Source organism: Gordonia abscondita, from assembly GCF_032711245.1.
Classification (GTDB): domain Bacteria; phylum Actinomycetota; class Actinomycetes; order Mycobacteriales; family Mycobacteriaceae; genus Gordonia.
Genome location: NZ_CP128986.1, coordinates 3415959 through 3441683 on the forward strand (window position 1 = coordinate 3415959; position 25725 = coordinate 3441683).

23 protein-coding genes and 1 tRNA gene are annotated in these 25725 nt (G+C 66.8%); 8 read left to right on the top strand and 16 right to left on the bottom strand.

What is annotated here, in order from left to right; all coding sequences use genetic code 11:
• Positions 1 to 27 precede the first annotated feature (27 nt).
• A complete protein-coding gene (gene metH / locus MP11Mi_RS16035) occupies positions 28 to 3639 on the bottom strand; it encodes a methionine synthase (RefSeq protein WP_420039872.1) in 3612 nt (1203 codons plus the stop codon).
• 74 nt (positions 3640 to 3713) lie between these two features.
• Here metH and MP11Mi_RS16040 point away from each other — a divergent pair, with 74 nt between their 5' ends.
• Positions 3714 to 4586 (top strand): PAC2 family protein, encoded by an 873-nt coding sequence (locus MP11Mi_RS16040; RefSeq protein WP_420039873.1) that lies wholly within the window; start codon positions 3714 to 3716, stop codon positions 4584 to 4586.
• 24 nt (positions 4587 to 4610) lie between these two features.
• Here MP11Mi_RS16040 and MP11Mi_RS16045 read toward each other — a convergent pair whose 3' ends face one another.
• From MP11Mi_RS16045 to MP11Mi_RS16070, 6 genes are all read right to left on the bottom strand, one after another.
• Positions 4611 to 4919, bottom strand: a complete 309-nt coding sequence (locus MP11Mi_RS16045) for a hypothetical protein (protein ID WP_420039874.1) — start codon at positions 4917 to 4919, stop codon at positions 4611 to 4613.
• A gap of 4 nt (positions 4920 to 4923) precedes the next feature.
• Positions 4924 to 6174, bottom strand: coding sequence for a cysteine--1-D-myo-inosityl 2-amino-2-deoxy-alpha-D-glucopyranoside ligase (mshC, locus tag MP11Mi_RS16050; protein ID WP_420039875.1), 1251 nt, complete (start codon positions 6172 to 6174; stop codon positions 4924 to 4926).
• Between the two features lie 78 nt (positions 6175 to 6252).
• Positions 6253 to 7068 carry an SCO1664 family protein gene (locus MP11Mi_RS16055; RefSeq protein ID WP_420039876.1) on the bottom strand — a complete coding sequence of 272 codons (816 nt, stop codon included), beginning with the start codon at positions 7066 to 7068 and terminating at the stop codon, positions 6253 to 6255.
• Positions 7065 to 7772 carry a DUF3090 domain-containing protein gene (locus MP11Mi_RS16060; protein ID WP_420039877.1) on the bottom strand — a complete coding sequence of 236 codons (708 nt, stop codon included), beginning with the start codon at positions 7770 to 7772 and terminating at the stop codon, positions 7065 to 7067. The genes MP11Mi_RS16055 and MP11Mi_RS16060 overlap by 4 nt, the downstream gene beginning before the upstream one ends.
• A 45-nt stretch (positions 7773 to 7817) precedes the next feature.
• Positions 7818 to 8492 carry an MSMEG_4193 family putative phosphomutase gene (locus MP11Mi_RS16065; RefSeq protein ID WP_420039878.1) on the bottom strand — a complete coding sequence of 225 codons (675 nt, stop codon included), beginning with the start codon at positions 8490 to 8492 and terminating at the stop codon, positions 7818 to 7820.
• A 63-nt stretch (positions 8493 to 8555) separates the two neighbouring features.
• On the bottom strand, positions 8556 to 9401 hold the full coding sequence (locus MP11Mi_RS16070) for an undecaprenyl-diphosphate phosphatase (protein WP_420039879.1): 846 nt from the start codon (positions 9399 to 9401) through the stop codon (positions 8556 to 8558).
• 56 nt (positions 9402 to 9457) lie between these two features.
• Here MP11Mi_RS16070 and MP11Mi_RS16075 point away from each other — a divergent pair, with 56 nt between their 5' ends.
• Together MP11Mi_RS16075 and MP11Mi_RS16080 are read left to right on the top strand one after the other, a co-directional pair.
• A complete protein-coding gene (locus tag MP11Mi_RS16075) occupies positions 9458 to 10498 on the top strand; it encodes a YncE family protein (protein WP_420039880.1) in 1041 nt (346 codons plus the stop codon).
• A gap of 50 nt (positions 10499 to 10548) precedes the next feature.
• Positions 10549 to 11649: a quinone-dependent dihydroorotate dehydrogenase gene (locus tag MP11Mi_RS16080; protein WP_420039881.1), complete on the top strand. Its 1101-nt coding sequence runs from the start codon at positions 10549 to 10551 to the stop codon at positions 11647 to 11649.
• A gap of 21 nt (positions 11650 to 11670) precedes the next feature.
• On the opposite strand, the gene MP11Mi_RS16085 is transcribed toward MP11Mi_RS16080, so the two are convergent.
• Together MP11Mi_RS16085 and MP11Mi_RS16090 are read right to left on the bottom strand one after the other, a co-directional pair.
• Positions 11671 to 12210 carry a YbhB/YbcL family Raf kinase inhibitor-like protein gene (locus MP11Mi_RS16085; RefSeq protein WP_420039882.1) on the bottom strand — a complete coding sequence of 180 codons (540 nt, stop codon included), beginning with the start codon at positions 12208 to 12210 and terminating at the stop codon, positions 11671 to 11673.
• 40 nt (positions 12211 to 12250) lie between these two features.
• A complete protein-coding gene (locus MP11Mi_RS16090) occupies positions 12251 to 13582 on the bottom strand; it encodes a M20/M25/M40 family metallo-hydrolase (protein WP_420039883.1) in 1332 nt (443 codons plus the stop codon).
• A 91-nt stretch (positions 13583 to 13673) separates the two neighbouring features.
• Between MP11Mi_RS16090 and MP11Mi_RS16095 the strand changes: the two genes are divergently transcribed.
• Positions 13674 to 13759 (top strand) — tRNA-Leu (locus MP11Mi_RS16095).
• A gap of 153 nt (positions 13760 to 13912) precedes the next feature.
• Here MP11Mi_RS16095 and meaB read toward each other — a convergent pair.
• From meaB to MP11Mi_RS16110, 3 genes are read right to left on the bottom strand one after another with little or no spacing between them, the layout of a single operon-like run.
• Entirely contained in the window at positions 13913 to 14908 is a 996-nt protein-coding gene (gene meaB / locus MP11Mi_RS16100; RefSeq protein WP_420039884.1) for a methylmalonyl Co-A mutase-associated GTPase MeaB, read from the bottom strand.
• Positions 14909 to 14937: 29 nt separating this feature from the next.
• Positions 14938 to 17178, bottom strand: coding sequence for a methylmalonyl-CoA mutase (gene scpA / locus MP11Mi_RS16105; protein WP_420039885.1), 2241 nt, complete (start codon positions 17176 to 17178; stop codon positions 14938 to 14940).
• 4 nt (positions 17179 to 17182) lie between these two features.
• Positions 17183 to 19090 carry a methylmalonyl-CoA mutase family protein gene (locus MP11Mi_RS16110; protein WP_420039886.1) on the bottom strand — a complete coding sequence of 636 codons (1908 nt, stop codon included), beginning with the start codon at positions 19088 to 19090 and terminating at the stop codon, positions 17183 to 17185.
• A gap of 111 nt (positions 19091 to 19201) precedes the next feature.
• Here MP11Mi_RS16110 and MP11Mi_RS16115 point away from each other — a divergent pair, with 111 nt between their 5' ends.
• The 3 genes from MP11Mi_RS16115 (at position 19202) to MP11Mi_RS16125 (ending at position 21179) form a co-directional block, all read left to right on the top strand.
• Positions 19202 to 19942 (top strand): TVP38/TMEM64 family protein, encoded by a 741-nt coding sequence (locus MP11Mi_RS16115; RefSeq protein ID WP_420039887.1) that lies wholly within the window; start codon positions 19202 to 19204, stop codon positions 19940 to 19942.
• Between the two features lie 89 nt (positions 19943 to 20031).
• On the top strand, positions 20032 to 20613 hold the full coding sequence (locus tag MP11Mi_RS16120; protein ID WP_420039888.1) for a hypothetical protein: 582 nt from the start codon (positions 20032 to 20034) through the stop codon (positions 20611 to 20613).
• Positions 20610 to 21179, top strand: a complete 570-nt coding sequence (locus MP11Mi_RS16125; RefSeq protein ID WP_420039889.1) for a hypothetical protein — start codon at positions 20610 to 20612, stop codon at positions 21177 to 21179. Before MP11Mi_RS16120 ends, MP11Mi_RS16125 begins: the two co-directional genes overlap by 4 nt.
• 34 nt (positions 21180 to 21213) lie before the next feature.
• On the opposite strand, the gene MP11Mi_RS16130 is transcribed toward MP11Mi_RS16125, so the two are convergent.
• Positions 21214 to 22053 (bottom strand): DUF3097 domain-containing protein, encoded by an 840-nt coding sequence (locus MP11Mi_RS16130; protein WP_420042136.1) that lies wholly within the window; start codon positions 22051 to 22053, stop codon positions 21214 to 21216.
• A 69-nt stretch (positions 22054 to 22122) separates the two neighbouring features.
• Here MP11Mi_RS16130 and MP11Mi_RS16135 point away from each other — a divergent pair, with 69 nt between their 5' ends.
• Entirely contained in the window at positions 22123 to 22911 is a 789-nt protein-coding gene (locus MP11Mi_RS16135) for a serine/threonine protein kinase (RefSeq protein ID WP_420039890.1), read from the top strand.
• Between the two features lie 24 nt (positions 22912 to 22935).
• On the opposite strand, the gene MP11Mi_RS16140 is transcribed toward MP11Mi_RS16135, so the two are convergent.
• The 3 genes from MP11Mi_RS16140 to fabG1 form a co-directional block, all read right to left on the bottom strand.
• On the bottom strand, positions 22936 to 24006 hold the full coding sequence (locus MP11Mi_RS16140) for a ferrochelatase (RefSeq protein ID WP_420039891.1): 1071 nt from the start codon (positions 24004 to 24006) through the stop codon (positions 22936 to 22938).
• A 1-nt stretch (position 24007) separates the two neighbouring features.
• Positions 24008 to 24841 carry an NADH-dependent enoyl-ACP reductase InhA gene (gene inhA, locus MP11Mi_RS16145; RefSeq protein WP_420039892.1) on the bottom strand — a complete coding sequence of 278 codons (834 nt, stop codon included), beginning with the start codon at positions 24839 to 24841 and terminating at the stop codon, positions 24008 to 24010.
• Between the two features lie 61 nt (positions 24842 to 24902).
• Complete coding sequence (gene fabG1, locus MP11Mi_RS16150) at positions 24903 to 25637, bottom strand: 3-oxoacyl-ACP reductase FabG1 (RefSeq protein WP_420039893.1); 735 nt, start codon at positions 25635 to 25637, stop codon at positions 24903 to 24905.
• Between the last annotated feature and the right edge of the window lie 88 nt (positions 25638 to 25725).

A 25725-nucleotide genomic window follows, 5' to 3' on the forward strand; every position in this document is an offset into this window, starting at 1 on the left:
ACCCCCACCCTAGGCATTCCCGCCGATCTACGTGTTGAAGTACTTCGCCTCCGGGTGGTGCAGGACGAACGCGTCCGTCGACTGCTCGGGATGCAACTGCAGCTCCTCGGACAATTCGACACCGATCCGGCCAGGCTCCAACAGGTCGACCATCTTCGCGCGGTCCTCCAAGTTCGGGCATGCACCGTATCCGAACGAGTAGCGGGCACCGCGGTACTCGAGATCGAAGAAGCCTTGCGGCAGGTCCGGGTCCTCGTCGGCGACCGCTCCACCCGTGAACGACAGTTCGCTACGCACACGCTGATGCCAGTACTCGGCGAGCGCTTCGGTCAACTGCACACCGATGCCGTGAACCTCCAGGTAGTCGCGGTACGAGTCCGCCGCGAACAGTTCGTTGGCGAAGTCGGCGATCGGCGTGCCCATCGTCACCAGCTGGAAAGGCAGCACGTCGACCTGCCCGTCGGCGACCGCCTGATCGCGCGACCGGATGAAGTCGGCGATGCACAGGAACTTCGGGCGCTGCTGGCGCGGGAACTCGAAGCTGTGACGGACCGGCGACGACGGGTCCGGCGATTCGAGCACGTGGACGGTGTCGCCTTCGCTGACCGCCGGGAAGTACCCATAGACGACGGCTGCGTGCTGCAGGATGCCCGCCGTCGAGAGCCGGTCGATCCATTCGCGCAGACGCGGACGTCCCTCCGTCTCGACGAGATCCTCATATCCGGGCCCGTCTTCGCCGCGCGTACCGCGGAGCCCCCACTGGCCGAGGAACAACGCGCGTTCGTCGAGCAGCGACGAGTATTCGGCGATCGGGATGCCTTTGATGATCCGAGTGCCCCAGAACGGCGGTGTCGGAACCTCGTTGTTTGCGGCGACATCCGACCGCGCGGGTACCTCGACGGGGACCTCGGCGGCCTTGCGCTTCTCGGCGATCCGCTTAGAACGTTCGCGCCGCGCCTTACGTTCGGCGACCTTCGCGGCCGCGGCCTTCGCCTCCGGGCTGTCCGGGTCCGGCCCCTCACCACGTTTGATCGCCATGATCTCGTCCATGAGGGTCAACCCCTCGAATGCGTCCCGGGCGTACCGGACGTCGCCCTGATAGATGTCGGCGAGGTCGCCCTCGACGTAGGTTCGGGTCAACGCGGCGCCGCCGAGGAGAACCGGGAGCTCGCTCTTACCGCGCGAGTTCATCTCCTCCAGGTTCTCCTTCATCACGACCGTCGACTTCACGAGCAGTCCCGACATGCCGATGACGTCGGCCCGGTGCTCCTCGGCAGCCGACAGAATCGTCGCGATCGGCTGCTTGATGCCGATGTTGACGACGTCGTAGCCGTTGTTGCTCAAGATGATGTCGACGAGGTTCTTACCGATGTCGTGAACATCGCCCTTCACGGTCGCCAAGACGATCCGGCCCTTGCCGTCCTCGTCCGTTGCCTCCATGAACTGCTCGAGATGCGCGACGGCAGCCTTCATCACCTCAGCGGACTGCAGGACGAACGGCAACTGCATCTGGCCGGAGCCGAACAGTTCGCCGACCGTCTTCATTCCGGAGAGCAGATGGTCGTTGATGATGGTCAATGGCGGAACAGTCGACCGCGCCTCGTCGAGGTCTTCGACGAGACCGTTGCGTTCACCGTCGACGATGCGCCGTGCGAGTCGCTCGAACAACGGCATCCGCGCCAGTTCGGCGGCACGCGATTCGCGCGCGGACGCCGCCGATACGCCCTCGAACAGCTGCATGAGCTTCTGGAGCGGGTCATAGCCGGGGTCGTCCGGCCCGTCTGCGCCCTGCTCGCGGCGCCGGTTGTACACCAGGTCGAGGGCAGTCTCCCGCTGTTCGTCGGGGATCCGAGCCATCGGCAGGATCTTCGACGCGTGGACGATCGCGGTGTCCAGACCCGCGGCGACGCACTCGTGCAGGAACACTGAGTTCAGCACTTGGCGGGCCGCCGGGTTGAGGCCGAACGAGATGTTCGAGATGCCCAGCGTGAAGTGGACTTCGGGATGCGAATGCTTGATCCGGCGGATCGCTTCGATGGTCTCGATGCCGTCGCGGCGAACCTCCTCCTGACCGGTCGAGATGGGGAAAGTGAGGGCGTCGATGATGATGTCCTCGTCGGCGAGTCCCCAGTTGTCGGTGAGGTCGGTGATCAACCGCTCAGCGATCGAAACCTTGTGGTCGGCGGTGCGCGCCTGACCTTCCTCGTCGATGGTGAGCGCCACCACCGCCGCCCCATGTTCGACGACATGCGCCATGATCCGGGCGAAACGGGAGTCGGGACCGTCGCCGTCCTCATAGTTGACCGAGTTGACCGCGCACCGACCGCCGAGATGCTCCAAGCCCGCCTTGATCACGTCCGGTTCGGTCGAGTCGATCATGATCGGCAGCGTCGACGCCGTCGCGAAACGACTCGCCACCTCCGTCATGTCGAGCGCTCCGTCGCGGCCCACGTAGTCGATGTTGAGATCGAGCATGTGGGCCCCGTCGCGGGTCTGCTCCTTCGCGATCTCCATGCACTTCTGGTAGTCGCCCGCGAGCATCGCGTCACGGAACGCCTTGGACCCGTTCGAGTTGGTTCGTTCGGCGACGACGAGGAAGCTCGCGTCCTGATCGAACGGGACCGCCGAATACAGCGACGACGTCTCCGACACGTGGTCCGGGGTGCGCTCACGTGCCTTAAGAAGGCTCACCGCGTCGGCGACCCGACGAATGTGCTCTGGTGTGGTGCCGCAGCAGCCGCCGACAAACTGCAGACCGTATTCGGTGACGAACGACGAGAGTGCGTCGGCCAGTTCTGGCGCGGTGAGCGGGTATTCGGCTCCGTTCTTGCCGAGCACCGGGAGGCCTGCGTTCGGCATCACCGAGATCGGCACCCGCGAATGCTTGGACAGGTAACGCAGGTGTTCGCTCATCTCCGCGGGACCGGTCGCGCAGTTCAACCCGATGACGTCGACGCCGAGTGGTTCGATCGCGGCCAACGCCGCACCGATCTCCGACCCGACCAGCATTGTGCCCGTGGTCTCGACGGTGATGTGCGCGATGATCGGCAGATGCCGACCGAACTCGTCCATCGCCCGGCGGGCCGCGACGACAGTAGCCTTCAACTGCAGCAGATCCTGGCAGGTCTCGACGAGAATCGCGTCGGCTCCGCCGTCGAGCATGCCGAGCACGCACTCCTGGTAAGCGTCGCGGATCGCGGCAAAGGTCGTGTGCCCAAGGCTCGGCAGTTTGGTGCCGGGCCCAATGGAGCCGAGGACGAACCGATCGGTGCCGTCGGCAGACGGACCCATCTCGTCGGCCACCCCGCGGGCGATCGACGTCCCCTTGTAGGCGAGTTCCCGGATCCGGTCGGCGATGTCGTAGTCGCCGAGATTCGAGAGGTTGCACCCGAAGGTGTTGGTCTCGACGGCGTCGGCGCCCGACTCGAAGTAACGTCGGTGGATGTCGGCGAGCACGTCCGGGCGCGTGTCGTTGAGAATCTCGTTGCAGCCTTCGAGGCCGAGGAAGTCGGTGTCGACGTCGAGATCTGCGTTCTGCAGCATCGTTCCCATGGCTCCGTCGCCGATCAGGACTCGGCTCGACATCGCCTGCAGGAATGTCGAGTCGTAGTTGTCTGGTCGAGTCGAGGAGTATGGCATGCCCCCTAGGGTAGTTCGCCGTCGTTTGTGCTCCCCCCTAGGCTCGGTTTGCGCTCCCCCGTAGGCTCTGCCCAGTGAACTCTCCGCGACCCTCTGGACTACCCACACTGCGCCGCCCGGTCATGATCGTCGCCTTCGGCGGATGGAACGACGCGGGCGACGCCGCAACGGGCGCCGTGGAACACCTGGCTCTGACCTGGGACGCTACCGACCTTCGGGAGATCGACGGCGAGGAATTCTACGACTTCGCGTCGACCCGGCCGACGATCGCCCAAGTCGACGGTGTGACCAGGCGCATACGGTGGCCGAGCACGTCCGTGTCGTACGCGACACTCCCCGACAGCGAGCGTGACGTCGTGTTCGTCCTCGGGCCGGAACCGAATCTGCGGTGGCGTACCTTCTGCACCCAGCTCGTCGAACTCGCCGAGGCGCTCGACGTGGAACTCGTGGTCATGTTGGGTGCGTTGCTGGCCGACACCCCGCACACGCGACCCGTACCGGTATCGGGGTCCGCCGAGACAAAAGCCGCCGCGACCCGTTTCGGGTTGTCGCCGAGCAAATACGAGGGGCCGACCGGGATCACCGGGGTGCTGCAGGACGCATTCGTCCAGGCCGGCGTCTCGTCGATCTCGCTGTGGGCGGCAGTCCCCCACTACATCGCGCACCCGCCGAACCCGAAAGCCGTGCTCGCACTGCTGGAACGTCTCGAAGCAGTCATCGAGGTGTCGATCGACACCGGGCCGCTCGCCGAGCAGGCCCAGCAGTGGCAGGAGGCGGTCGACGAGATGATGTCGGACGACGACGACATGGCGGCGTACGTCCGGGAACTCGAGGAGACCGAGGACGCGACGTCGTTGGACGACGACGATGCGCTCACTGAAGTCGACGGGGACACCTTGGCCGCCGAATTCGAACGCTATCTGCGCAGACGCAACGACGAACAATAGAGACCGGCCGAGCGGTGGATCGCGTCAGCCGATCTGCTCGATCTCGACGACCGGCGTCGTGATCCGCCAGGTCCGCACATCCGGATCGTCGGCCGCCGACACCCAGAACTGAGCCGGTTCGCCGACCGTGCATTCTTTGACGCCGAGCAGCGGGATGTCTTGCGAGTCGCGCCGAAGCTCACTGACCTCCCACCGTTGGTCGTCGTGCCTGCCGACACCGGGGGCGCGCAGCAACGTCATCTCGCCGAAGTCGAGCACATACGTCGACGTGTGCGTCACGACAGTCCACACTCCGTCGGAGGTGCTGGCTGGAATGGTGGTCACCCGAGGCATGCCGTCACCCTCGCGGTGCGATGTCGACACCGAGCAACGCGTCGACCGCGTCCGCGATCAACCCGGGCGACTCGGTCGACGCGCCGATCCCGAGGATCGCGTCCGCGGCCCAGGCGTCGACTGCGGCGAGCGCTTTCGGCGTGTCCAGATCGTCGGCTAGATGTTGGCGCAACCGGGCGACGGTGTCCGTCGCATCCGGCGCGATCGACACACGTGCGGCCCGCCGCCACGTTGCCAGGCGACGCTCGCCGTCGGAGAGGACCTGGTCGGTCCACATCCGGTCCTGACGGTAATGGCCGCTGAGCAGGCCGAGCCGCACGGCGCTCGCGTCGACGCCCTTAGCGCGCAGCACCGACACCTTCACCAGATTGCCGAGGCTCTTGGACATCTTCTCGCCGTCCAGCCCGATCATGCCGGTATGGACGTATGTGCGCGCGAAACGTCGTTCACCGGTGGCGGCTTCCGCGTGCGCAGCGGAGAACTCGTGGTGCGGGAAAATTAGGTCGCTGCCGCCGCCCTGAACGTCGAACGCCATCCCGAGCCGGTTGAGTGCGATGGCTGAGCATTCGATGTGCCAGCCTGGCCTCCCGTCGCCGAACGGCGACGGCCAAGCGGGTTCACCAGGGCGCTGCACACGCCACAGCAGGGCGTCGAGCGGATTGCGCTTGCCTGCCCGGTCCGGGTCGCCGCCACGTTCGACGAAGAACCTCGCCATGGTCTGTGCGTCGTAGTTCGATTCGTAGCCGAACTGGGGTGTCGCGTCGACATTGAAGTAGACGTCCGGATGCTCGGGGTCGTCTACGACGTACGCAGCGCCGATCTCCAGGAGCTTCTCGACGGCCGAGACGACCTCGTCTACCGATTCGACGGCGCCGATGTAGTCGCGGGGCGCCAGCACGCGGAGAGCGGCCATGTCGTCACGGAAGAGGTCGATCTCACCCGATCCCAAGTCGCGCCAGTCGACGCCGTCGCGCTCCGCACGCTCGAACAGTGGGTCGTCGACGTCGGTGATGTTCTGGACGTAGTGCACCTCGTGGCCCTGATCGCGCAGGACCCGATTGATCAGGTCGAACGTCACGTAGGTCGCGGCATGGCCGAGATGGGTGGCGTCATACGGGGTGATACCGCAGACGTACATGGTGGCGACCGGCCCCGGAGCCAGTGGCTTCACCTGCGCGTCGGAGGTGTCATAAAGGCGAAGGGCCGGTGCGGTGCCGGGCACGGAGGGGATATGGGGCGACGACCACGACTGCATGCGTTCAACTGTATGTGTGGTGCGCGCGGGCAGAGAATCGGGGCCTGCCGGAAGACTGACCGTCCGATGCGCGACCGGTCAGAAGGGCGGCCAGGGGATGGCGCGTTCGGACGGCGGCATCGGCAGCGCCCCGTCGTCGCCGAGGGCACGTGCGCGCCGTCGTACGGCCGCGACCTCCTCGTCGGTGATCAATGTGCCGAGCCGCACCGTGAGCACGTCGTCGGGGTCGGCGAGACGCTGCGCGAGTCGGCTGAGATCCGCGCTCGATTCGGCGGGCAGCGGCCGACCAGCCCAGCCCCACAGAACGGTGCGGAGTTTATTCTCGGCATGCAGGCAGATCCCGTGATCGATCCCATACAGGTGCCCATCGCCGTCGACCAAGATGTGGCCGCCCTTACGGTCGGCGTTATTGACGACGACGTCGAACACAGCGAGCCGCAACAGATCCGGCCGATCCGCGTGCACCAGCGCAACCAGACGGCCGTCCTCGTCGTAGGCCTGCAAGACAGGCAACTGGTCGTCGGCGACCTCGTCGATGGGCGCCAAGTCGACCGGGTCGGGACCCGTCGGCTCGTCGGGTACGTGGATCCACCGCTGCACCATCCCGGGGCCGAGATCGACGTCGGCGGGGCCGTCGTCGCGCAACACCGTCTCCGGGACGAGATCCCACCCCAACGCGTCGCTGATCAGATAGGAGGCCACTTCGCGGCCCGCGAGATGTCCGTCGGGAAAGTCCCACAGCGGGGCCTCGCCGCGGATCGGCTTGTAAACGCACATGAATTCGGCGTCGCCGTCGGATACCCGGCAGGCCAGCGTCAGGTTGCTCGCCGTCGGGACCCGACCGAGCACGGTGAGGTCCCCGCCTGCGAGGACCTCAAGGACATCGGAGTTCACTCGTTCGCGTCGTCGTCAGGCTCGCCAGGCTCATCGGACTCGTCGTCGAAGTCCTCATCGACATCGAACGCCGTGTCGAATCCAGGAACCACTCGCCCCAATGCGGCGAGGACGTCCGGGTCGATGAACTCGACCGACCGCGAGAACTCGACGTCGCGTTTGTAGCCGTTGCTTCGCGCGCAGATGTGGCCGCTCGGGTCGAGTGGCTGGTCACACAGGGGGCACAGTGGACGCCCGGCGGAGATGACCCGCATCGATCGTGCACTGAACTCACGTGCTGCGTCCGCGTTCAGGAAGATCCGGACCGTGTCCGGTCCTTCGTCGGTGTCGTCTAGGATCACGCTCTCGTCCAACGGCTGCTCGGTGATCGCCAACAGTTCGACGACGACCGACGAGGCTTCGGCGTCCCAGCCCAACCCCATCGAACCGACTCGGAACTCTGCGTCGATCGGCATCGTCAGCGGTGCCGTGTCGCTGACCGCGTCCGTCTCCGGGGGCACTGACGCGCCGAAACGCCTGGCGACCTCGTCGAGGAGGTAGCCGAGTCGGTCGGCGAGAATCAGCACCTGCTGCTTCTCCAGTTCGACGCTCATCAACCGCTGATCCTGCGAGACCTGGAGGAAGAACGTCCGATCGCCGGGTTCGCCGACTGTACCGGCCACGAAACGGCTCGGCGTCCGGAATTCATGAATGGTGCGCGACACGTCTACTTCGCCTTCCTTCTCATCGTCTTCACGGTACCCGCGGACTCACGCGCCCGCTCCACCGCCGACTTCGGCGTCCGCGTTGACCCGCGGGCCGGGCAGGGTCAGTGAACCGCCGTTGTTGAGGGTCAGCACGTAAGGACGATCGTGCGAGTATCCGATCACGGTGATCGACCCTGGATCGACGACGATCCGTTGAAACGCATCCAAGTGCATGCCGAGCGCGTCGGCGACCACGGATTTGATGACGTCGCCGTGCGAGCACGCCAGCCAGAGTCCGTGTCCGTCCGCACCGCTGTACTCGCGGTCGAGCGCCCGGACGGCGGCAGTCGCACGCCGCGAGACGTCGGCCAGGCCCTCGCCGTCGGGGAACACCGCGTGCGACGGATTGCGCTGCACCGTCTTCCACAGCGGTTCGTTGACGAGTTCGGTGAGCTTGCGTCCGCTCCACTGTCCGTAGTCGACCTCGGCGAGTCGGTCATCGGCCACTTCGGGCACCCCGTCCAACTCGGCGACGAGAGGCGCGACGGTCTCCGCGCATCGCTGCAGTGGCGACCGGACGACCACCTGGAGTCGGTTCGCGGCGTCGCCGAGACGTTCGATGAGGTCGAGCGACTGGGCGCGCCCCTTATCGTCGAGCGCGATACCCGGAGTCCGTCCCGCGAGAACGCCGGAGGTGTTGGCCGTCGATCGTCCGTGCCGGACCAGGATCACCGTCATGGCGTTCAGGATACGGCGTGACAGCGGCGGCGTTCACAGCAGACGGCCGCCACCCAGAACGACTCAGGTCGTGATGACGCCCGCGGTCAGCAAGATGAGGACGAGCAGGCCCAGCGCGATGCGGTACCCGGCGAACCAGGCAAGGGAATGCCCGGAGACGAACTTGAGCAGCCAGGCGATCGAGATGTAGCCGAGCACGAAAGCAATGAACGTCGCGACGAGGATTTGAGGGCCGGAAGCACTCACCCCACTGCCGTCGGGGTCGAATGCGTCCGGCAGGCTGAACAGCCCGGACGCGAGGACCGCGGGAATCGCGATCAGGAACGAGAACCGGAACGCGGCTTCACGCTTCATTCCGAAGAACAGACCGGCGCTCGCCGTGCCGCCCGACCTGGATACGCCGGGGATCAGCGCGAGGCACTGCGCGAGGCCCATCGCCAGCGCGTCGCGCGGTTTCATCTGCGCCAACGATTTTCCTGGCCGTTCGGCCGCGGTCATCTCCGCGGCCAGGAACACGAATGAGAATGCGATCAGCATGATCGCCACCAACCACAGGTTGCGGCCCGCGGTACGGATTTCGTCTTTCAACACGAACCCGAGAAGGCCGATCGGAATGGTGGCAAGAATCACATACCAGCCGAGGCGGTAGTCGAGGTCGCGACGCGTGGAGTCACGCAGACCGGCGAACCACGCGACGACGATCCGGCCAATGTCTTTCGCGAAGAAGATCAGCACCGCGAGTTCGGTGCCCAACTGGGTGACCGCGGTGAACGATGCGCCCGCGTCCTGGCCGAACCAGATCTGCGACACGATGCGCAGATGCCCGGACGACGAAATCGGTAGGAATTCGGTCACGCCCTGCAGTGCTCCGAGCACCACGGCCTGCAGCCAACTCATCGATTCGATCACGAACGTGGATGCTACCCATCGAACCTTGATTTTCTCTTATCCAGCAAGATGGAAGCATGCGTGTGCGAACCAGATGGACGGCCGGGCTGCTCGCGGCGGCAGTGACTCTCACTCTGACGGCCTGTGGCTCCGACTCGGACGACGGCGACTCGTCGTCGCTCGACACACTCCCGGTCGCGACGGCCGCTAAGTCGCCGACCGACACCGCGAAGCCGGTCGGCGCCGTCGTCGCGCAGGGCGCGGCCACGGCGATCGCTGTCGCCGGATCGACGACCGCGGTGCTCGGCGCCGACGGCCGCACTGTGACCCTTCACCGGGCTGCCGGGTCGGCGGACGCGCCACCGCCGACCCGTGTCGCCCTGCCGATCGACGGCGTCGTCGACCTGGTCGCCGTCGATGACCACTTTCTCGCTGTCGGACCGCGTGGGCTCGTCCACATCGACGGCGACGGTCGCACGTCGGTGGCCGACGTGCCCGTCGACTCGCCGCTCTCGCTCGCCGTCGACGGCGACAAGGTGCTCGTCGGTACGCAGAAGGGCAAACTATTCGTGCTGTCCGCGTCGGGTGAGCGCATCGACGAGTTCGGCGGCTTCGCGCGTGTCGATGACATCCTCGTCGCACCGAAGTCGGCGACCGAGGTCGAGGGCCAGGTCAGCGTGCTCGACCGCGCCCAGTCGGCGATCCTGCCGATCGACATCGGGAACGGCGACCGCAAGGCGTCACTGCGCGCGGGTAACGGCGCGACGAACGCCGTTGTCGACCGCTTCGGTCGCATCCTGGTCACGGGAACTCGCGACGACGAGTTCTACGCGTTCTTCGGCGAGCCGATCGTGATGCGGATGCGTCACCCCGCGCCCGCGAGTCCGTTCGCACTCGCCTACGACGAGAAGCGCGACCTGCTGTGGGTGTCGTCGACCGCCGAAAACGAAGCCGTCGCCTACGACTTGTCGCGGGGTGATGCCCGCGAACGCGGCCGTGTCCCCACCGTCGGCCAGGTGACCGCGATGACCGTCGACTCGACGAGCGGCAACCTGCTGATCGCATCCGGTCGCGGCGACGGCCTGCAAGCCGTCCCGCCGGACGCGATCGCACCCTGAACACCCACCCCTGCGATCCACCCCGTGTCCCGATACTTGAAAGCGTCACCATGTTGAGCACGTTGAACCGACTGGTCTATCCCCCGCTGCTTAAGATCATGTTCCTGGTTCCGCCGGAGCGGATCCACCGGATCATCGCGCGGATCATCAGCGTCGCCGGGAGACTCCCGGTGGTCCGCACTCTGCTGTCGCGACTGTTCGCGGTAGCCGATCCGGCACTGCGCAGCACCGTCTTCGGTGTCGAGTTCCCGGCACCCGTCGGTCTCGCAGCGGGGTTCGACAAATCCGCCGAGTGCGTCAACGCGTGGGGACAGCTCGGTTTCGGGTACGCAGAGATCGGCACGATCACCGGGCAGGCTCAGCCCGGCAATCCCGGCCCGCGGTTGTTCCGCCTCCCCGCAGACCGTGCACTCATCAATCGGATGGGTTTCAACAATCCGGGGGCGGCCGCGGCTGCGGCGAAACTCGTCGAAGCCCGGCCCGGCCCAGCCCGGGTGCCGATCGGCGCCAACATCGGTAAGACGAAGGTGGTGCCGCTCGACGGGGCGGTCGACGACTACCGGCTGTCGGCGGGCCTGCTCGGCCCGCTCGCCGACTTCGTCGTCGTCAATGTCAGCTCACCGAACACGCCCGGACTGCGTGATCTGCAGGCCGTCGAGTCGTTGCGTCCCGTGCTATCCGCGGTCCTGGAGGTCGCGTCGGTCCCAGTGCTGGTGAAGATCGCGCCCGACCTGTCCGATGAGGACGTCGACGCCGTCGCCGATCTCGCCGAGGAACTCGGCCTCGCCGGCATCGTGGCCACGAACACCACAATCGCCCGTGACGGCCTCCGAACTGCGCGCGGCGAAGTCGATGCGATGGGTGCTGGCGGACTGTCGGGCCCGCCGGTCGCCGACCGCTCGCTCGAGGTCCTGCGTCGGCTCTACAGTCGCGTCGGCGGTCGGATGGCCCTCGTGAGTGTCGGCGGCATCGAGACCGTCGACCAGGCGTGGGAACGCATCTGCGCGGGCGCCGACCTACTGCAGGTCTACACGGGCTTCATCTACGGCGGCCCCGGCTGGCTCCGCGAACTCAACGACGGCATCGCCGGGCGGCTCCGCTCGCACGGCTACTCGTCGCTGAGCGACGCCGTCGGCTCCGAGAACCGCTGATCGGACACAGCCCCGCGCCCGCTACTCGCCCGGGAGCTCGAACACTGCGGTCAACGTCCCGCGAGCGATGGCGCGGGAGAACAAGTTGAACCCGAGGAATGCCGGGGTGGCACCGTCGGGCAGTTCAAGCGACTCCACGTCGACCGCGTGCACAGCGAATATGTAGCGGTGCGGGCCGTGTCCGGGCGGCGGGCCCGCACCGACGAACTGGGCCAGGCCCGCATCGTTTCCGAGCGTCACGGCACCGGCCGGAAGATCGGCGGACGCCGGAGCGCCCGCGCCGGCGGGAAGCGATGTGACCGTCACCGGAATGTCGGCGACCGCCCAGTGCCAGAAGCCCGAAGCGGTCGGCGCGTCCGGGTCGAAGCAGGTCACCGCGAAGCTCTTCGTATCCGCGGGGAAGCCGGACCAACTCAACTGGGGCGAGACGTCGTCTCCCCCGGCACCGAAGATCGCCGACACCTGCGGGGTGGGCAATGTTTGCCCCTCCGTGAAGTCGTTCGACGTCACAGTGATGTCGGGCAGCCTCGGCAGAACCGAGTACGGATCGAATGCAGTCACGATCGTTTCCTTTCGCCCTCCACAGCCACGGCCGACACGATCAGCAGTGGTGGAGGAAATGCTCAAGAACCTTGGTACCGAACAGAATCGACTCTACCGGCACTCGCTCGTCCACTCCGTGGAACAGGGCCGCGAAATCGAGTTCCGGCGGCAACTGCAGCGGCGCGAACCCGAAGCATCGGATCCCGAGCTTGGCGAACGCCTTCGCGTCGGTGCCACCGGAGAGCATGTACGGCACGGTGCGGCCGTCCGCGTCGTGAGCTACGACAGCGTCGTTCATAGCGTCCACGAGGTGCCCGTCGAACGTCGTCTCGTAGGCGTCCAGGTGGGTGATCCACTCGCGGGTGATGTTCGGGCCGATGAGTTCGTCGATGGTCGCCTCGAACTCCTTCTGGCGGCCGGGCAGGACGCGGCAGTCGATGACTGCTTCAGCCTGCTGCGGAATCACGTTGGCCTTGTATCCGGCCGACAACATCGTCGGGTTCGCGGTGTCGCGGAGCGTCGCACCGACGATGCGCGCCAGGTTGCCGATCTTGAATAGAGCCGATTCCAGGTCGGGGGTCTCGGGGCTGAAGTCGAGCCCGGTCTCCTCCGACAGCGCCTTCAAAAACTCCGAAACCGATTCGGTCATCACGAGCGGGAACCGGTGCGCGCCGATCCTCGCGACCGCGGCGGCGATCTCTGTGACTGCGTTATCCGAATGAAGGAACGAACCGTGTCCCGCCGTGGCGTTGCACGTGAGTTTCATCCACGCCAAGCCCTTCTCGGCCGTCTCTACAAGGTAGAGGCGGCGCACGGTGCCGTCGGGGCGGTCGACGGTCAACGAGAACCCGCCGACCTCACCGACGGCCTCGGAGATGCCGTCGAACAACTCGGGGCGGTTCTTGACCAACCACTGCGATCCCAGCGCGCCGCCCGCCTCCTCGTCGGCGAGGAACGCGAACACGATGTCGCGCGGCGGCACCGTGCCGTCACGCTTGAACTGGCGCGCCAGCGCCAGCGCCATGCCGGCCATATCCTTCATGTCGATCGCACCACGGCCCCAGATGTAACCGTCTCGGATCGCTCCGGAGAACGGGTGAACGCTCCAGTCTTCGGCTCGCGCGGGCACCACGTCGAGATGCGCGTGGATCAGAAGCGCGCCGCGCTGGCGGTCCGCACCTTCCAGGCGTGCGAACACGTTGGCGCGTCCCGGCATCCCCGATTCGACGTACTCGGTCGCATATCCGACCTCCGCTAATTGTTCCTGCACCCAGCGGGCGCAGTCCGCCTCACCGACCGTTGTCTCCGGGACACCGGTGTTGGACGTGTCGAACTGGATGAGTCGACTGACGATGTCGACGACTTCTTCGGTTGCTTGAATCGGGCTCACACCCTCAATTACTAGGCGATTTGGGATACCGGGGCAACCTTGGTTATTGTTGTCGAGCACGAGCGGAACGCCCGTGCAACAACTAAATCGAGTCCGAGTGGCGGAATGGCAGACGCGCTAGCTTGAGGTGCTAGTGTCCTATTAACGGACGTGGGGGTTCAAGTCCCCCCTCGGACACAGACAGAATGTCGCGACATCGTGAGAACGGTGTCGCGGCATCCTTTTTGCCGCACGATCGTCGGCGGGCACAACTCTCACACAGGTGGACATTCGAGCCGATATCTCGGCTATCTCGCCGTATCTGTGAGACTTATGCCCGCGGACGAAGTGCTAGAGACCTGCTCGGTCGACGATCTGCTGTGCGGCAAGCGCTGGGGTGAGCGAGCCGTCGAGGACCGACGCCTCCACCTCCGAGCGGATCTCCCGGACACCGGGGGCAGCGTCGATACGATTCAACACGGTTTCGCGGACCATCGTCCACATCCAGTCGACCTGCTGCTGTGCGCGGCGGCGAGTGAACTCCCCCGCCTCGGTCAGGACGTCACGATGCTTTTCGACGGCCGCCCAGTAGTCGTCCACACCCGACTTTTCCATCGCGCTCATCGTCAGGACCGGCGGCGTCCACAACGCATCGTGGGGGTAGATGAAGCCCAACGCGTTCCGCAGCTCGCGCGCGGCTCCCCGCGCCTCGTTGATGTGTTTGCCGTCCGCCTTATTGACCACGACGATCTCCGCGAGCTCCAGGACACCCTTCTTGATGCCCTGCAACGAGTCTCCCGTGCGCGCCAGCGTTAGGAAGGTGAACGTGTCGACCATGTTCGCGACACTCACCTCAGACTGCCCGACGCCGACGGTCTCGACGAGTACAACGTCGTATCCGGCGGCCTCGACGAGCACGATCGTCTCGCGGGTCGCCTTCGTGACACCGCCGAGCGTTCCCGATGTCGGCGACGGACGAACGTATGCCTCCTCCGCCGCCGCCAACTGTCCCATGCGGGTCTTGTCGCCGAGGATCGAACCGCGGGTGCGCGTCGACGACGGATCCACCGCGAGCACCGCCACCCGATGCCCCTGCGAGATCAAATGCATCCCGAGTGCTTCGATGGTCGTCGACTTTCCGACACCGGGCACACCGGTGATCCCGACCCGAAACGACTTCCCCGCGCGCGAACTAACCTGCAGCAGCAGGTTCTGTGCTGCCTCACGGTGATCCGGACGGGTCGATTCGACGAGAGTGATTGCCCGCGCCAGATCGGCGCGACGCCCCGCCAGCACACCGGCCGCCAGGGCGTCGACGTCGATCGGGCGCCGTTGCGCCGCGCTCATACAGTTTCCCGATTCACTCGCCTACCGATTCAGACACTCCGTGAGGCAAGTTCCAGCCCCAGTTGGTCGGCCAGCTTACCGATCAGATCCACCGCACTGTCGGCGATGACCGTGCCGGGCGGGAAGATCGCCGCCGCGCCCGCCTCGTACAGCTCATCGAAGTCGCCCGGCGGGATGACACCGCCCACGACGATCATGATGTCCGGACGACCGACGGCCGCGAGCGCCTCGCGCAGAGCGGGCACCAACGTGAGATGGCCTGCTGCCAGCGACGACACACCAACCACATGGACGTCGTTGTCGGCAGCCTGTGCCGCGACCTCTTCGGGCGTCGCGAACAGCGGGCCCACGTCGACGTCGAAGCCCAGATCGGCGAACGCCGTTGCGATCACCTTCTGTCCCCGATCGTGGCCGTCCTGCCCCATCTTCGCGACGAGGACACGCGGACGCCGGCCCTCGGCCTCGGCGAACTCGTCGACCACGGCCAGCGCCTCGTCGATGTTCGACACCGCATCACCCGCTTCGTTCCGATAGACACCACTGATCGTCTTGATCTCGGCCTGGTGACGTCCGAAGACCTTCTCCATCGCGTCGGAAATCTCACCGCCGGTCGCGCCCGCGCGCGCCGCATCGATCGCCAACGCCATCAGGTTGTTGCTCAGATCGCTGCCGCCCGGTTCCGCGGCGGCGCGAGTGAGGTTCGCCAGTGCGGCGTCGACGGCCGACGGGTCGCGATCGGCGCGCAGCTTCTCCAGCTTCGCGATCTGTTCGGCACGGACCTTCGAGTTCTCGACCTTGAGGACGTCGATCTCCTCGTCCTGCTCCGGCCGATACTTGTTGACGCCGATCAGCGGCTGGCGGCCCGAGTCGATTCGAGCCTGGGTCCGAGCCGCAGCCTCTTCGATGCGAAGCTTCGGCAACCCCTCCTCGATCGCCTTGGTCATACCGCCTGCGGCCTCAACCTCCTGAATGTGTGCGCGCGCCTTCTCCGCCAGCTGGTGGGTGAGCCATTCGACGTAGTTCGAGCCGGCCCATGGGTCGATGGGCCGGGTAGTTCCCGACTCCTGCTGCAACAGCAGCTGGGTGTTGCGGGCGATCCGCGCCGAGAAGTCCGTGGGCAAGGCGATCGCCTCGTCTAGCGCGTTGGTGTGCAGCGACTGCGTGTGGCCTTGCGTCGCCGCCATCGCTTCGATGCAGGTGCGTGCGACATTGTTGTAGGCGTCCTGCGCGGTCAGCGACCAGCCAGATGTCTGCGAGTGGGTGCGCAGCGACAGGCTCTTGGTGTTTGTCGGCTCGAAGTCGGCGACCAGTTCGCTCCACAGCAGGCGCGCGGCACGCAGTTTGGCGACCTCCATGAAGAAGTTCATACCGATGCCCCAGAAGAACGACAGGCGCGGCGCGAACTTGTCAATGTCCAGGCCTGCTTCGAGGCCGGCGCGAATGTACTCGACGCCGTCGGCGAGCGTGTACGCGAGCTCCAGATCCGCGGTCGCCCCCGCTTCCTGAATGTGGTAGCCGGAGATCGAAATCGAGTTGAACTTCGGCATCTTGGTGCTGGTGTACGCGAAGATGTCGGAGATGATTCGCATCGACGGGGCAGGCGGATAGATATAAGTGTTGCGGACCATGAACTCTTTGAGGATGTCGTTCTGGATGGTCCCGGCCAACTTCTCCGGCGGCACGCCCTGCTCTTCGGCGGCGACGACGTACAACGCGAGGATCGGCAGCACAGCACCGTTCATCGTCATCGACACCGAGACGCTGCCCAGGTCGATGCCGTCGAACAGTTGACGCATGTCGAGGATCGAGTCGATCGCGACGCCCGCCATGCCGACGTCGCCTGCGACGCGCGGATGGTCGGAGTCGTAGCCGCGGTGCGTCGCGAGGTCGAACGCCACCGACAGACCCTTCTGGCCTGCCGCGAGGTTGCGACGGTAGAAGGCATTCGATTCGGCTGCCGTTGAGAAGCCCGCATACTGGCGAACTGTCCACGGCTGGTTGACGTACATCGTCGGGTACGGACCGCGGATGAACGGCGCCTCGCCGGGGATCGAGTCGAGCGGATATCCGCCGTCTGCCGCCGCGTCGCGGTCGGCTCGGGTGTAGACGGGACGGACCGCGATCTGCTCCGGCGTGTCCCAAGTGACCTGGTCGGCCGTGTAGCCATGCGGGCTCGCGAGGCCTTCGGTGAGAGCTTCACCGCTACCCGCTTGCGCGGCGGGAGTCGTCAGTTCGACGTCGGCGAAACTCGGAATGGTGGTGTCATTCATGCGTTCACGCTCCCGCAGTTGCAGTAGGGGCAGTGTCAGGGTCGAGGGTGTCGAGCAGCTCACTCAAGACTGTGACGGCGTCGATGCCGACCTTCAGGTGACCGTCGACCGCCTCGTCGGCGGCCCACTCGCGTTCAGGTCCGGCGACCAGCAGTCGGCCGACGCCCGCAGCTCGCGCGGCCGAGGCCGCCGCCGCGCCGTCGTCTGCGTAACGGGCCTTGGTGCCGCACAGGACGGTGACAGCACTCGGATTGGCCTCGACTGCGGCGGCGACGTCGCCCGGGTTCAACGGTCCGGGGTTGATGACGTCGATGCCGCCTGCGGCGAGTAGGTTCGCGACGAACGTCGTCCGGCCGTTGTGTTCGGCGATCGGGCCGAGCGGCAGCATCAGGACCCGCGGGCGTGTCCGCGCGGCGTCAGCGCGGTCACGCAGAGCTTCGAATCGGCGTGCGACGCGAGCCAGATTGGGCGCCGCCGTCGGCAGGTCGTCGGTGTCGGCCGAACCCGCGGGCAAGGTCGGTTCCCCCAAGTTCGGGAACTCGCTGACGCCGGTGACCGCAGCAGTGCGGTGCGCGACGGCGGCCTCCCGTGCGGCCAACGCCTGCGAGACCTGCGCGGCGACATCGCCTGCGTCGAGAGCGGCTCGGTATCCGCCTTGCTTCTCGACATCGGTGAATACGGACCACGCGGCGGCCGCGAGGTCGGCGGTCAACGATTCGACGTACCAGGATCCCCCTGCCGGATCGAGCACGCGACCCAGATTCGACTCTTCCAGGAGCAGCAGCTGCGTGTTCCGCGCGATGCGTCGAGTGAACGAGGTTCGCGACGTGCGGGCGTCGACCGGGATCGCGGCGTCGAAGGTGTGCACGGTTACCTGGTCGGCACCGCCGACACCCGCACCAAATGCTGCGACGGTGCTGCGCAACATGTTCACCCACGGGTCGCGCTGGGTGAACATGGCCAGATCGGTCACCGCGTGGGTGATCGCGGCTCCTGCGTCCGCTGCGCCGAGTACGTCCGCGACACGCGCCCACACTGTGCGTAGTGCGCGAAGCTTCGCGATGCCCGCGAACTGGTCGTCGTCGACCGAGACGGCGAAGGTCACCTGATTCAGCGCCGCGGCGATGGTCAGGCCTGCGGCTACGGCGTCGCGCACGTGGGCGAGCCCGGCGGCGACGATGAGGCCTAGTTCCTGCGCGTTGGATGCGCCGGCCTGCGCGAAGTCGGTGCCGTCGACGCGGAAAGTCCGCACTCCCGTGGGCGCTTCGGCAGCGAGTGCTGCGGCGTCGGACGTCGACACGGTGGCCCGGCCCGAGAATGCTGCCGTGTACGGCGAGAGGCCCAGGCTGTGAGTGGTGGCGGCCGTCGTCGGGGCCCGCTCCGGGGCGGCGGGCGCCGCCGCGAGGACTGTGAGGAACGCACGGGCGGCGGCGATGCCGTCGGCTCCCGCGTCCAGCGTCACCGGCATCAAGTCGAGATAGACGCCGTTGAGCACGCGCGAGAGAGCCTTCGAGCCGAGACTTTCGCCGACCGACAGCCATAGGCCACTCGTGCCGTTGCTTGCGGCGTCGAGAATCGTCTCGTTGAGTCCGGCTGCGTCCGTCTGGTCGGTGGAATCGCCGAAGCGCTCGGTGACTCGCCACCCCTGGGTGACGTCGCGGACCGGGTCAGCGCCGCGTACGAACGGGAACGAGCCCGGCACACCGGGTTCGGCGGCCTCGTCCTTACGGGTGTAGAGGGGCCGGACGACGACGCCGTCCCGGGTCGGCGTGGACAACAGCGCCTCGGGGCTGTCGGTCAACTCCTGCGGGGAGACGCGTGCCGACTTGGCCAGCACTCCGGCCGCTGCATCCGTCCAGCGGTCGTACGCCTGGCTCAACCGGGGATCCACCGGATTATCACCTGCCGTCATGGGTCAGCAGCCTTCCGTCATACGCGATTTGAAACGTGCCTGAAGCACCTTAACCGATCGATCGCTCGGCCAGCGCATCAGCCTGTGACCTTCATCGTAGGATGAGTCTCGATGCGCCCTGATGCACACGGCCGAGAAGGCTTGACCGAAGAAGCCGTCCCACTCGAGGGTGTGGCGGTGATCAATCGACCCGCCGGGCCGACGACCGCAGGCCGTTCTCTGGCGCCGCGCCGAGCCGTCATCGGTGTGATCGGTGTCGTCGTACTTCTCGTCGGGGCCTACTTCGTCCCGCTGCCGTCGATCGGTCAGGCAAGGGAATGGTCGGACAGCCTTGGACCGTGGTTCGCCTGGGTCTTCTTCGGTGTCTACGCGCTCGCGTGCATCGCACCGCTCCCCCGCACTCCTTTCACCGTTGCGGCCGGCGTCCTGTTCGGACCCGTGCTCGGTTTTGTCGGTTCGTTGACGGCGGCGACCCTCGCCGCAGCCGTCGCGTTCGCACTCGCCCGCAGGCTCGGCCGCGACCGGGTGGCGCCGTTGCTGGCCAAGCCCGTGGTGGCGACCGTGGAGCGACGCCTGGAACGACGTGGCTGGCTCGCTGTCGGCTCGCTCCGCCTGATCCCGGTGTGCCCGTTCGCGCTCGTCAATTACGTGTCGGGCTTGTCCGCGGTGCGCCCTGCCCCGTACCTCATCGCGTCGGTGATCGGCACCGCACCGGGCACCGCCGCCGTCGTCTTCCTTGCCGACGCGCTGACCGGCCAGACTCACCCGGCCATGTTTTTCGTCTCCGGCGGCCTGTTCGCCGTCGGCTTGGTCGGTCTCGTCCTCGACGCTCGAATGCCCGTCAACGATTAGGCCTTGCCCCTGAGCAATCAGGTCTATAGCCTTGTTTAGAGTCCAATCAAGTCAGCAAACCTGATTATTCGTCGGGGAGGTGAACGACCATGTACGTGCTCACCGTCGACCAGCGTGGAAGCCGGACTGATCGGGACCGGGTTCCCGACGTCATCGGCCGATATGCGGGGGCGCGAACCGTCCGCCCATTCGATCGCACCGCAGGCGACGAACTCCAGGCCGTGTTCGACGCCGCCGACGAAATCGCCACGATCGCCGTCGCCCTCGCCGCCACCGGCAGATGGAGCGTCGGCATCGGGGTGGGAGATGTGGATCTCCCGCTCCCCGCCGCGACCCGCGCCGGCCGCGGCCGGGCATTCGAAGCCGCGCGCGAAGCCGTTGAAGCCGCGAAACGCGATCGACGACGGATCCGAGTGGTCGGCGCCTCCGACTGGACCGTCCACGCCCAGACCGCGGCCGGTCTCCTCATCGACATCCTCGCGAACCGCTCCGAAGCCGGGAGCGAAGCCGTCGCGCTCATGCAGACGGGCCTGACTCAGGCTGCCGCGGCGGACCGCCTCGGCATCACCCCGCAAGCCATGTCGTCTCGGCTCGCGGCGGCCGGCTGGGATCTGCAGCCGCCCGCCGAAGCGCTTCTCGCCCGGCTCCTGACCGAGGCGGACACGCGATGATCGCCGTCCCACTCCTCGCCTTCGCGGTGATCGTGTCGATCGCCGGCAGCGTGGTGCGCAGCAGGCTCGTCGACGATCCCGACGCCACCGATCGGCAGGTGCTGGTCGCCGACGGTGTGACCGCCGTCGTGGTCACCGTCCTCCTCGCCGTCGCCGCCGTCGGCGCATGGACCGCCGACCCGGTGACCGGCGGCGCATCCGTCGCGGCCGCGGTGCTCACCGTCGTCACCGCGGCGACGACGGGCAGCAACGTCGTCCGTCTCGTCCTCGCGGCAGGCGGGATACCGACCCGCGCAGACAATCACGATGATCCGAGCGACGACGAACCCGACGGGACGCCGCTGCGAGGTGGCCGAATCATCGGAGTGCTCGAACGCGCGAGTGTCGCCGCGTGCCTCCTATTGTCTTGGCCTGCCGGGCTCGCGGTGATCCTAGCCGTCAAGAGCCTCGCCCGGTTCTCCGAACTGCGCGCTCCGCGAGCCAGCGAACAGTTCATCCTCGGCACGTTCGCCTCCGTGATGTGGGCGTGCGGCGTCGCCGGGATCGGCTGGTTGATCGCACTGTAGACGCGGCGCGAGCGTGGACCGCCCGCGCGAGAGGTCACCGGTCGGCTTCGTCCGGACCGACGGTCACGAAGTCGATGAGTTCCTCCACACTCCGCAGCAACGGGACCTCAAGGTCGCGGAAGCTCGACACGCCTGCCAGCACACGTCGCCACCCGTCGCGGGGAGTCCCCCACCCGAGTTCGTCACAGATGCCGGTCTTCCAGTCGATCCCCATCGGGATCTTCGGCCACGCGGTGATCTTGACCGACGCAGGCTTCACCGCCTCCCAGACGTCGATGTACGGGTGACCGCACACAAGGACGTTCTCCCCCACCTCGGCGGTCAACTTCGCTTCCTTCGTGCCCGCAACGAGGTGGTCCACGAGCACTCCGGCTCGACGGTTCGACGCGGGCTGGAATTCGGCGAGCGCCTCGTCGAGATTGTCCAAGCCGTCCAGACTCACCACCACGACACCCTCCGAACGCAGGTCGTCGCCCCAGACGCGTTCGAGGAGTGTCGCGTCGTGCACGCCCTCGACGAATATCCGGCTCGCACGAGCGGTGCGCGCCCGCTGTTTGGGCAGCGCGCGTGACCCGGACGCCGTCTGAATGGTCTGCGGTGCGTTGGGACCGCGTCCCTTCGGTCGGACGAGGGTGACTGGCTTGCCGTCGATAAGAAACGCGGCCGGATACATGTGGAACACCCGGACCCGGCCGTGGCGGTCCTCCAACCGCACCATGTCGCCGGCATAACTACGTTCCATCCCAACGACGGCACCGCAGAATCCGGTGGCCAAGTCTTCGACCACCAGGTCGCGTTCAGCCGCGACCTCGGGGGCCTTCGGCTTGCTCTTGCGCGGTGAGGCCAGCACGTCGCGGCCGTAACGATCGTCCATCACGGTGCACAACCCTATGGCATGTGGGAGGCCGGGCCGGTGAGGCTCTCCGCGTATCGTTGGCAGGCGATGAGCACTCCCGGAACCACCACGATGCGCGCCTGGCCGACGGCAACTCTCGCCGTGTGGGCTGCCGCGCGCGACGCTCAGCGCTGCGCGCCAGACGATGTGCTGCACACGCTGCACGACTTCGCGCAAGCCCACGAACTCGACGCCGTCGACGCATCGGGTGACGCGCTCGCCGTCCTCGACGCGGTCGCAGGCAACGCCCATCTCGCGGTCCGCCTGCCTGCCCCCGGCGACGCGCAGGGACTGCCGCCCGATCCGCTCACTGACGCCGCGATGGCGGCAGGCGAGGTGCTCCTGATCGATCCTCGCCCGTGCCCGGCGCAGGGCCCGGTCGACGCGTTGGCGTTGATCGCTCGCGGCACGCCCGAACGCTGCCGGTGGACGCTCCTGCGATCACGGACACCGATAGCCGTCGACCGACTGTCCGCCGACCTGCCGCTCGGCGAACTCGAATACCAGTTGCGCGATGCGGTCAGCGAGGCAGCGCAAATCATCGCGGGGCTGTCCGGGATGCGAGCGACCTCGCCCGCCGACCTACGCGACGCACTCGCCGCGATGACAGCGGCGCGACGCGTCGACCTCCCACCGCACGACAATCCCCGGGTAGACCGGGTACTCGCGTCGGCCGCCCAGATCGATGCGATCGTCGCGTTGGCCGGGACGTCCTCGATAGGGGTCACCGGTGTGCAACACGAACTCGCCGACGACCGGTTCCGCGCGTTGACCGCGCTCACCCGCGCGGCCCGCACGTCCGCGATCAACACGTGCATCGTCGACTATCGACGGTGAACGGACGCACTCGAACAGCCCGTCCTACTCGGACCGCACCGCTCGCTTCACCGGGACGCAGCAGTCGGGCCGACAGGTGCGGCCGTTGTCGCCGCACCCCATCGCGGTGATGTCGCCGCCGCCGTCGGCATAGCGTTCGACGATGTCGGCGACCAACGACACGAACCGCCGCGAAGTGCCGACGGTCGCGACGCGGACATATTCCATGCCGAGCTCGTCGGCCAGCTCCGCGCCCTCGGAGTCGAGGTCCCACACCACTTCGAGGTGATCGGACACGAAGCCGATCGGGCACACCACCACACGGGATATGCCGTCGGCCGACAAGGCCCGCAAATGGTCGCAAATATCCGGAGCGAGCCACGGGATCTGTGGTGGACCCGACCGCGACTGCCAGACGACATCGAACTCGTCGACACCGACCAGACCGGCGACGGCGGCCGACGCGTCGGACACCTGCCGCGAGTACAGCCGACCGCCGTCGGCGGCGGGACCCGCCGCGCGGTCGGCCGACTCCGGAATCGAGTGCGCGGTGAACACCAGCCGCGGCGGCGGACCGTCCGGGAATCGGTTCAGGCCGTCCCGTACCGCGTCAGCGACGGCGCCGCGGAACTCCGGTTCGTCACAGAACTGCGGCAGCTTACGGAGCACGATGTCGTCGCCGACACCGGCGTCGTGGCGCGCGCCCGCGACGTCCTCGTGGTACTGCCTGCAGCCGGAATAGCCACCCCACGCCGACGTCGGGAACACCAAGATCCGCCGGTGCCCGTCCCCAACCATCGACGACAGCGTGTCCGCCGCCAGCGGATGCCAGTTGCGGTTGCCGAAATAGACCGGCAGCGCCGACCGCCCACGCCCGTCGAGTTCGTCCCGGAGCGCACTTATCATGTCGAGGTTCAACCGGTTGATCGGCGACACCCCGCCGAAATGCAGGTAGTGCTGCGCCACATCGTCGAGACGTTCGGGCGGAACACCCCGACCACGCGTCACGTTCTCCAGGAACGGGCGCACATCATCGGCCTGGTCCGGACCGCCGAACGATAGGAAAAGCACCGCGTCGAACGGCTCGCCGACCGGTCGACCCTCTGATGCAGGCATGTCAGTTCAGGAAGTCGTCCGGGAACCAGGTGTTGTGGCTGGCGCCGCCGTCGACATAGACGATCGAACCGGTCGTCGCGGGCAGGAAGTCCGACAGGAGTGTGCACACGCTGGTGCCGACCACTCCCGGGTCATCGACGTTCCACCCGATCGGCGACGCGCCGTCCCAATACTTGTTCAACATGTTGAGCTTCTTGGCGTCGTCGGTCGCCGTACCCGAGATAGCCTTCGCGGCAAGAGTTTTGATCGGGCCCGCAGCCACCAGGTTGGAGCGGATCCGCTTAGCTTCGCCGACCTCGCGAGCAACGTACCGGTTCACCGACTCGAGGGCGGCCTTGGCGACCCCCATCCAGTTGTAGTCGGGCAGCGCGGTACGCGGATCGAAGTCCATGCCGACGATGGAGCCGCCCTCGTTCATGACGGGCAGCGCCGCCCGTGCGAGCGACGCGTAGCTCCACGCCGAGATCTCGAACGACCGCGCGACGTCGGGGCCGGGGCCTTCCAGGAACGGCACCGCGTCGGGGCCCATCAACGTCTTCGGCGCGAACGCGATCGAGTGGACGACACCATCGATGCCCTGCGGGGCGAGCGCACGGACCGCGTCGGCGAGGCCGCCGAGGCTCTCCTCGTCGGTGACGTCGAGCGGAATCGCCGGCGGCACCTCCTGCGGTAGACGCTTGGCGATGCGGTCGATGAGCCGCAGACGCTCGGGAATGCCGGTGATGATCACCGTCGCCCCCTGCTCCTGTGCGACTCGCGCGCTATGAAACGCGATCGATGCGTCAGTGATGATGCCGGTGACGAGAATCGTCTTACCGTCGAGAATGCCGGTCACGAGATGCTCCTACTCGAGGTGTTGGGAAGGTCGGACGGGTGCGGACTCAACGGGTGCGGACTCAGTGGCCCATGCCCATGCCGCCGTCGACCGGCAGCACCGCTCCGCTGATGTACCCGCCCTGGTCGGAGGCGAGGAAGCTGATCGCTGCCGCGACGTCTTCGGGCTTGCCGGTCCGGCCGAGCGGAATGGCCTGCTTGGCCATCTCGACGTACCGGTCCTCCATCGCGGCGGTCATATCCGTCTCGATGAAGCCAGGCGCCACCACGTTGGCGGTGATGTTGCGGGAGCCCAGTTCACGCGCGATAGACCGGGCGAGACCGATCAGACCGGCCTTCGACGCGGCATAGTTGGCCTGACCGGGGATGCCGGAGGTCGCGACGACCGACCCGAGGAAGATCATGCGACCGAACTTGGCACGCTGCATACCCTTGGTCGCGACCTTCGCGCAGCGGAAGGCTCCGGTCAGATTGGTGTCGACGACCTTGGTGAAGCTCTCCTCGGACAGACGCATCAGGAGCATGTTCTCGTCGATTCCCGCGTTGGCGACCAACACTTCGACCGGCCCCTGGTGTTCGGCGACTTCGGCGAATGCTCGCTCCACCGACGCTGTGTCGGTGACGTCGCACTGCACACCGAACAAGCCGTCGGGCGCGCCCGAGCCGCGGTGGGTCACCGCGACCTTGTGTCCGTCGGCCGCGAGCCGCCGCGCGGCTGCCAACCCAATACCGCGGTTGCCGCCGGTCACCAACACCGAACGCGACGTCTGTTCGGGGGTCTGTGTGGTCTCTGCCATGGTTGATCAACCTATCTCAGGGAGGACGCGACTGCGAACGCGGTCTCGGTCACGAAATCTTGGGTCACGGAAAACTGATGTAGCGACA